We start from the raw sequence: 7,516 nt of genomic DNA on the forward strand, positions 1-7,516 counted from the left end.
TGCTCAATTTGGTCAGCCGGGTCACCGTTGGCCACGTTGACGGTTTCGCAGCCAAAGGAACGCGCCTGGGCCAGGCGATCCTCATTGAGATCCCCCACAATGACCACCGCGGCCCCCAGCAGTTGGGCGCTTGCCGCCGCTGCAAGCCCCACTGGACCGGCGCCGGCAACGTAAACGGTGGACCCGACGCCGACACCTGCCGTGACAGCCCCGTGGAAACCGGTGGGGAGGATGTCGGAAAGCATGGTCAGGTCCATGATCTTCTCCAGGGCCTGATCGCGGTCCGGGAACTTCAGAAGGTTCCAGTCTGCGTACGGGACCAGGACGTACTCGGCCTGGCCGCCGACCCATCCGCCCATGTCAACATAGCCGTAGGCGGACCCGGGACGGTCCGGGTTCACGTTCAGGCAGATCCCGGTCTTGCGCTCCTTGCAGTTCCGGCAGCGCCCGCAGGAGATGTTGAAGGGGACAGAGACGATGTCCCCGACCTTGATGAACTCGACGTCGGGCCCGGTCTCGATGACTTCCCCGGTAATCTCGTGCCCCAGGACGAGGCCGGCCGGGGCGGTGGTGCGGCCACGAACCATGTGCTGATCGGAGCCACAGATGTTGGTGCTCACGGTGCGCAGTATGACGCCGTGGGGGACCTTCCGGCCGACATTGACGGGATTAACGCCAGGGCCGGCCTGCAGTTCGAAGGTGGGATACGGAGTGTCGATGATTTCCACGATCCCCGGTTCCTTGTATGCAACGGCTTTGTTACCTGACAATGGATGGCTCCTATGGTTTGTATATCGAACCCTCACGTGATTCTGCTTGCAGCAGACTGTCCGTGAGGTAGTTTGTTGTCGGTTTTGGTGAAGGAAGTTCCTAGCGAAGCTGGAACCGGCTAGGCGTCGATCACCATATCGGTCTTCGCGGTGGAGCAGCAGGGCAGGAACTTGCCTGCAGCGATTTCCCGTGCCCGGATGCCGCCCTGGTGGTTCATCTCAACGTCCCCGGAAAGCTTGACGACCTTGCAGGAGCCGCACATGCCTTCCTTGCAGTTCGCGCCGATTCGGACACCGGCCCGTTGTGCCGCCTCGAGAATGTGCTCTGCGGGGTCGATGCGTACGTTAATGCCGGTGCGCATGAAGGACAGGGTGAGGCTTCCCGTTCCGACTGTGTCGAAGCTGGAGGCATCGGGGGTCGCGGCCTCGGGCCGCGCGTCGGGAGAGGGCGCGTCCGGGTCCACGGTTTCCAGCGGCAGCCCCGTAGCCTTCAGGGTTCCCTCGGCGTCGTAGCCTGGCTCGTAAAGCCCGAACGCGGCGGGCTGGCTTTCATAGTAGTCCTCGGCCGAATCGGCGATTTCCTCGGCGATTTCCTCCGCAATATCTACTGCAAGCGCGAGCTCCGCCTGGTATTCGAGGAGCGTCTGGCGGTCTCCGGAGAAGAATTCCATGTAGATGGAGGTGTCATCGACGCCCACCTTTTGCAGGAGTTCAGTGGCGGTATTCAGGTAGCCTTCCGGGCCGCAGGCATAGACCTGGCGGCCGTTGGCATCGGGGGCCACCTCGTCGAGCATGGCCGCCGTCAGCCTTCCACTGAGCCCTTCCCAGCCCTCGGGTTTGCTGCGGTCACCCAGGGAGTAGAAGACCTTGATCCGCGAGTCCACGGAGGCGATGTAGGCCAGTTCCTTATGGAAGGCAAAGCCTCCGGCCTCCGCTCCGTGGTAAAGGACCACGACGTCGGCCTGTCCGGGCAGGGAGTGAATGGTCCGCACCATCGACATGATGGGAGTGATGCCTGCGCCGGCTGCCAGCAGGAGGTACCGTGCCCGCCGGTCGGCGTCGGGCAGGTGGAATGCCCCGACCGGTCCCAGCATCTCGAGGACGGTGCCGGGTTTGACGTTCTCGTGCACCCATGGCGAGACCAGACCAGTGGGATCACATTTGACGGTGATGTCGAAGGTCCACGGTTGGGTGGGTGAACTGGACAGCGAGTAGCTGCGGTCCGCCGGGTCCTGGTCCTCGCCGTTTACGGGAAATGCGACGTTCACGTACTGGCCCGGACGGAACGCCAGCGGCGCACCGTCGCAGCGGCGGAATACGAAGGTCATCATGCCGCCGGCCTCGGGCACGGTCTCGACACATTCGGCCATGAACTCCTGCGGATGCCAGGGGCCCAAGGCGCGGGCGGCACTGGCGGGTCCTTCGGTGCTGCCCATGACCCTGTTCCACGGCATCTCAAGACCGCGGATGCGCTGTGGTTCCTGGGTTGCCGTCTCAGTGAGGAGTTCAATCATGCCAAGTGCTCCTGCACGCGCTGCACGTACCAGTTGATGAAGGCCTCCACCTGGTACTCGCTCTTCATGTACGGGCCGGGCTCGTAGGCGGGGCTTCCGGCGCCCGTCTGGCACAGCTCCACGAACGCCTTGTCCTGCAGATTGGTCTGCTTCCAGGTGTAGGTGAGTTTGTCCAGGTCGTAGTCGACGCCTTCCTCGGCGTCGTCAGCTACCAGCCAAGTGGTGCGCACGAGGGTTTGGTGTTCGTTGATGGGGAAGACGCCGAAGGTGATGACGTGGTCTCCCAGGAAGTGGAACCAGCTGTTGGGCTGCAGGTGCATCGAGCAGCGGCCAAGTCGGAAGTCCCGCAAGTCACCGAGCAGCTTCTTGGAAAGCCGGCGCCCGTCGGGCGAGAACGATTCGCCTTCGCCGTCCAGCGATTCCCGTGAGATGCGGATTCCCGCGATGCGCGTGTCAAGCTCCTCGACCACCTCGTAGGGGAGGCCATAGCGGCGGCAACGCTCCTCGAGCGAGGACTGTGCTTCCTTGTTGCGGTCCCACACTTCCTCGAGATGGGCCGGGATCAGGCCCTCCGTCAGGCCCCAGGTGGGAAAGAGGGAACAGGCGAGCTCCGGGTGGCCGTCGCAGTGGTAGCACTCACGGTTGTTCTCCATGACGAGCTTCCAGTTGCCTTCCTCAACGATGTTCTGCTGGTAGGCGATTTTCGTCTTCGACAGATCGTGGGGTGCGAGGTAAGGCTCGAAGATCTTAGAGGTTTCGTCAAAGTCGGCCGGCGGCTCGTCCGCAATGCAGACGAAGATGAGTCCGGCAACCTCGCGGCTGTGGGCGCGCTTGAGGCCGAAGCAGCTCTTGTCGAATTTCGTTTCCCCGGGTGCCGAGGCGTGGATCAGATTGCCCTCGGGGGAGTACGTCCAGGAGTGGTAGCCGCAGACCAGGTTTCCTGTTGACCCCGCAGTCTCGGTCAGGACGCGGGCGCCGCGGTGGCGGCATACGTTGTGCAGGACGTTCACGCCGCCGTCGTCGTTGCGCAGCACGATCAGGGAGTAGGGACCATAGTCGACGGTGACGTAGTCGCCCGGCTCCGGGAGTTCGGCAATGCTGGCGGCAAAAATCCAGTGCTGGCCAAAAATGGCTTCCATGTCGATTTTGAAAATCGTGGAATCGGTGTAGAAGGGTGCATCGAGGGAATACCCTGCGCGCCGGAAAGCGAACAACTCGGTGATTTCCGCCAGCTGCTCAGCAGGCAATGATGAGGCGAGTTTTCCGCGTGAATTGAGGGGCAGGTGCACTGGAGCAGTCATGGGTTTCCTCCCGGGAGGCGTGGGTACTTGTGAGATCTGTCGAGACCGCGGATGCGTGGTGCAACCGTTGCCAAAAGTCGTTGTTCCACGAGATTAGGGCGGCGCGGGCTGCAATAAAAGCGCAAGATTCCGGAGATAACAGTGCACAATAGGTGCATGATTGATCAACGCCTCACAACACTTCGGGTGTTTGCCCGGTGCGGCACCGTCGGCGCAACCGCAGAGCTCTTGGGTTACTCTCCCTCCGCCGTCTCCGCACAACTGCGGGAGCTCCAGCGCGTGCTTGGCATGCAGCTGCTGACGAAGGACGGCCGGGGTGTGCGGCTGACCGCCACGGGCCGCTTTCTGGTGGAGGGCTCGGACGCCCTTGTTGCTGAATGGGAGAGCCTGCGGGCTGCGGCTATGGAGGCAGGCGACCAGGTGCAGTCCCGTTTTGGCCTCGGCGGATTCTCGACGGCGGCCGCCCAGTTGCTAGCGCCGCTGGCCGCTGCCTTGCGCTCAACACGCCCCCTGCTGGAGGTGCAGGTTCTGGAAGCCGACCCGGACCGCTGTTTCGACTTGTTGGTTGCCGAGCGAATCGATCTCGCGGTCATTGTTGCCATGCAGTCCCACACCTATGTCGAGGACGATCCCCGCTTCGAGCAGACCGTTCTGCTTGATGATCCCCTGGACGTGATCATTCCCTCCGACCATCCGCTGGCATCGCGGGAAACGGTGACGCTCGAAGAGCTGGCGTCGGAACCCTGGATCACCGAGGCAGCCGGATCCACCTACCATTCCCTGTTCACCGCGGCGTTCACGGCAGTCGGGGTGACGCCCCGTATTGCCCATGAGGCCGTTGAATGGGAAACCCAGATCGCCTTCGTTGGTGCCGGGCTGGGCGTAGGCCTGCTGCCGCGGCTGGCGCCCCTGCGCAGCGCCGAAAACGTGGTTCGACTGCGCATTACGGGCAAGGGGAAGCCTGCGCGCCGGATTGTCGCTGCGGTGCGCAGCGGCAGCATCGCATCGCCCCTGATCCAGGAATCGCTCGGCATTCTTCAGGACAGGGCCCATCGGATCCTCACGGCACGGCCCGAAGACGATCACTGAAGCAGCACGGTCACGGTTAGTTGCTGACGGGCAGGCAGGTCCACCCGCAATAAAGGCGGGACGTTGAGGGGCAGCTCAGAGTCCCTCAAACAGGTCGGTCAGCAGCGGACTGTCCGGCAGCCTGGTCGGCCACGCGATGATCGAAGACTCCCGGGAAACGATTCTGGCCCACCGGCGCTCGTTCACGCCGGGGTCGACAATGACATGTCGCTGGGATTTGTGCTCCAAAAGGCCCGCGACGATCCGGTGCGCCACCGTACTCGTGTCCACGTCAATGTCGATCCACTCATCCGGAACCGGGCGCAGATGGTACTCACGGGCAGGGTCCCAAGGCTCCAGGCCCTGTTGTTGCCGCCTCTGGTTCCAGCGTTCAAAGGTGGACGCGCGCAGGGCGCCGTGAACGAGCCGTTGCAATCCAGGGCCCGGAACCTGGCGTGCCCGTGTGAAGGCTTCGTCCGTGGCCCTGCCTATTGCGATGTGGTCGCGGTGCCCTGTGATCCCGTCGGGCCCGAAAGTCGCCACTACCTGCGGGCGCTCCTGGAGCAGGATGGCCAGGATCCTCCTAACCAGCTCCTCGAAATCCACTTCCGGGACGTGCCCGTCGTCGTAGTCCAGCCATTCGTGCCGGTCCGGAATGGTGCCGTGGGCCCGCCAGGCATTGACGCTTTCCTTTCGCCGCCAAGTGCCCAGCTCCTGCGGCGTAGTGGGGACGCCCTCTGCGATCTGCCCGGCCCCGCCGTCGGTCGCAAGGACCAGGCAGAACCGGAACCCGGGGTCGTTCTCGTGCAGGGCAATGGAGCCCGCGCAACCATAGGCATCATCGTCGGGATGCGCAACCACAACGGCCAGTGAACGGGCTTCGTCCATAGGACAGAGGCTAAACCCCGCGGATCCAGAAATACAGACTGCCAAGACGTGCTCGACGACGACCTGCCGCCTTACCAACGGAAGGCGTTGCTCTTATATCTTTTTCCGGCTATTGATATATGAGTCCTATACTAGGGCTGCATCTGCGAAAGATGGATCGTCAACTCAATGAGGAGTGGAACAGCATGCAGCAACTCGCGCACCGGCTCGAACGTCTGGGCACCGAAACTGCCTTCAGCGTCGCCCAAGCCGCGGCCGCCTGGAAGGCGAAGGGTAATCCCGTGTTCCCCTTCCATCTTGGGGACATCAACATCCCCACGGCCCCGCATATCGTTGAAGCAATGAACCGGGCCATCGCCGACGGCCATACGGGTTACTGCCCCGGCCCCGGCATCCCGCAGCTTCGCGAAGCCCTCGCCGAGGATATTGGCGCCCGCCGGGGAATCCAGTTCTCACCCGACAACGTCGTGGTGATGACGGGCGGCAAACCCGTCATCACCAAGTTCCTGCAGGCGGTCATGAACCCCGGCCAGGAAGTGCTTTATCCCAACCCCGGCTTCCCGATCTACGAATCGCAAATCGAATACCTGGGTGGCACGGCCGTGCCGTACCGCTACGTGCCCACAAGCCAGGGCTTCGCCATCGACCTCGACCAGGTGCGTGCATCGATCACCCCGAACACTGTCGCAATCATCTACAACGACCTGCAGAACCCCATCTCGGCCGAATCGACGAGTGCGGAGCGGGAGGCAATCGCGCAGCTCGCGCAGGAGCACGACCTCTGGGTCCTCTCCGATGAGGCGTACTTCGAGACGCGCTATGAGGGTGTCTCGAGCTCCATCGCGTCACTTCCCGGCATGGCCGAGCGCACCGTGATCCTCTACACCTTCAGCAAGAAGTTCGCCATGACCGGATCCCGACTGGGCTGCGCCGTCGCCCCGATCCAGGTTGCCAAAATCCTCAGCACACTCAACACCAACGACGAGTCGTGCACCACGCACTACGTGCAATGGGCCGGCATCGAAGCGCTCCGGGGCACCCAGGAGCCTGTACGGGAGATGCTCGACATCCTGCGAGGGCGCAGGGACGCCGCCTGCGAACTCGTGAACGACATTTCCGGCGTGCATGTCGCTGTCCCGCAGTCCACGTTCTACCTGTTCCCTGACGTTACCGACGCCATGCAGCGCATGGGTTACACGGCAGTGGGCGATTTCGCCTCAGCAGCCCTGTACGAAACCGGCGTCTCCTTCTGCACCCGCGAGCACTTCGGCCGCCGCCAGCCCGGTGAAGAGCGGCAGTACATCCGGCTCGCCTACTCCGGCATCGACGTCGCCGATATCCGCGACGGCCTCGGACGCCTCCGCAAGTGGATCGAGACCGCATGAGCCGGGTGGTCGTTACGGGACGTGTACCCGAAACCGCACTCGAGAAGCTGCGCGCAGAGCACGACGTCGATGCGTGGTCCGGTCCGGAGTCCATTGGCCGCGAGGAGCTCCTGCGCCGGGTAGCCGGGGCCGATGCCGTGCTGAGCCTGCTCACTGAACGCATCGACGCCGAGCTGCTGGACGCTGCGGGCCCGCAGCTCAAAGTGGTCGCGAACGTCGCCGTCGGTTATGACAACATCGACGTGCCAACCTGCACCGCACGGGGCATCGTGGCCACCAACACGCCGGGCGTGCTCACCGAGGCCACCGCCGACATCGCGTTCGGCCTCATCCTCTCGGCAACGCGTCGGCTGGGAGAGGGGGAACGGCTCATCCGCTCCGGCCAGGCCTGGAAGTGGGGCATGTTCTTCCTGCTCGGCAGCAGCCTGCAAGGCAAGACCCTCGGCATCGTCGGGATGGGCGGCATCGGCCAGGCCACCGCACGCCGTGCCAAGGCCTTCGGCATGGAGGTCGTCTACCAGTCGCGCAGTGAGATCGATCCAAGGGTGGCAGCCGAGCTGGGCGCCCGGCGGCTCGAACTCGATGAGTTG

At 63.6% G+C, this 7,516-nt stretch carries 7 protein-coding genes; 3 read left to right on the top strand and 4 right to left on the bottom strand.

Annotation, left to right across the window (positions count from 1 at the left end; all coding sequences use genetic code 11):
* The 3 genes from P2Q66_RS20710 to P2Q66_RS20720 all read right to left on the bottom strand — a co-directional run.
* Nucleotides 1–770 (bottom strand): alcohol dehydrogenase catalytic domain-containing protein (locus P2Q66_RS20710; protein ID WP_275731186.1); only part of this gene is annotated, 770 nt, incomplete at its 3' end.
* A gap of 119 nt (nt 771–889) precedes the next feature.
* Entirely contained in the window at nt 890–2,284 is a 1,395-nt protein-coding gene (locus tag P2Q66_RS20715) for a ferredoxin reductase (RefSeq protein ID WP_275731188.1), read from the bottom strand.
* On the bottom strand, nt 2,281–3,585 hold the full coding sequence (locus P2Q66_RS20720; protein WP_079595942.1) for an aromatic ring-hydroxylating dioxygenase subunit alpha: 1,305 nt from the start codon (nt 3,583–3,585) through the stop codon (nt 2,281–2,283). Before P2Q66_RS20720 ends, P2Q66_RS20715 begins: the two co-directional genes overlap by 4 nt.
* Before the next feature lie 156 nt (nt 3,586–3,741).
* On the opposite strand from P2Q66_RS20720, the gene P2Q66_RS20725 reads away from it, so the two are divergent.
* A complete protein-coding gene (locus P2Q66_RS20725; RefSeq protein WP_275731191.1) occupies nt 3,742–4,674 on the top strand; it encodes a LysR family transcriptional regulator in 933 nt (310 codons plus the stop codon).
* A gap of 75 nt (nt 4,675–4,749) precedes the next feature.
* On the opposite strand, the gene P2Q66_RS20730 is transcribed toward P2Q66_RS20725, so the two are convergent.
* Entirely contained in the window at nt 4,750–5,541 is a 792-nt protein-coding gene (locus P2Q66_RS20730) for a PIG-L family deacetylase (RefSeq protein WP_275731192.1), read from the bottom strand.
* 185 nt (nt 5,542–5,726) lie between these two features.
* Here P2Q66_RS20730 and P2Q66_RS20735 point away from each other — a divergent pair, with 185 nt between their 5' ends.
* Both P2Q66_RS20735 and P2Q66_RS20740 read left to right on the top strand, forming a co-directional pair.
* Nucleotides 5,727–6,926, top strand: a complete 1,200-nt coding sequence (locus P2Q66_RS20735) for an aminotransferase class I/II-fold pyridoxal phosphate-dependent enzyme (protein ID WP_275731195.1) — start codon at nt 5,727–5,729, stop codon at nt 6,924–6,926.
* A partial coding sequence (locus P2Q66_RS20740; protein WP_275731196.1) for an NAD(P)-dependent oxidoreductase occupies nt 6,923–7,516 on the top strand: 594 nt, incomplete at its 3' end. The genes P2Q66_RS20735 and P2Q66_RS20740, both read left to right, overlap by 4 nt.

The sequence above is a fragment of the Arthrobacter sp. Cr_A7 genome (assembly GCF_029222765.1).
Lineage (GTDB): Bacteria > Actinomycetota > Actinomycetes > Actinomycetales > Micrococcaceae > Arthrobacter.

What these genes read in the sequence shown, in the direction of transcription:
- P2Q66_RS20715 (WP_275731188.1), bottom strand. Translation starts at nt 2,284, where the DNA reads ATGATTGAACTCCTCACTGAGACGGCAACCCAGGAACCACAGCGCATC.
- P2Q66_RS20720 (WP_079595942.1), bottom strand. Translation starts at nt 3,585, where the DNA reads ATGACTGCTCCAGTGCACCTGCCCCTCAATTCACGCGGAAAACTCGCC.
- P2Q66_RS20725 (WP_275731191.1), top strand. Translation starts at nt 3,742, where the DNA reads ATGATTGATCAACGCCTCACAACACTTCGGGTGTTTGCCCGGTGCGGC.
- P2Q66_RS20730 (WP_275731192.1), bottom strand. Translation starts at nt 5,541, where the DNA reads ATGGACGAAGCCCGTTCACTGGCCGTTGTGGTTGCGCATCCCGACGAT.
- P2Q66_RS20735 (WP_275731195.1), top strand. Translation starts at nt 5,727, where the DNA reads ATGCAGCAACTCGCGCACCGGCTCGAACGTCTGGGCACCGAAACTGCC.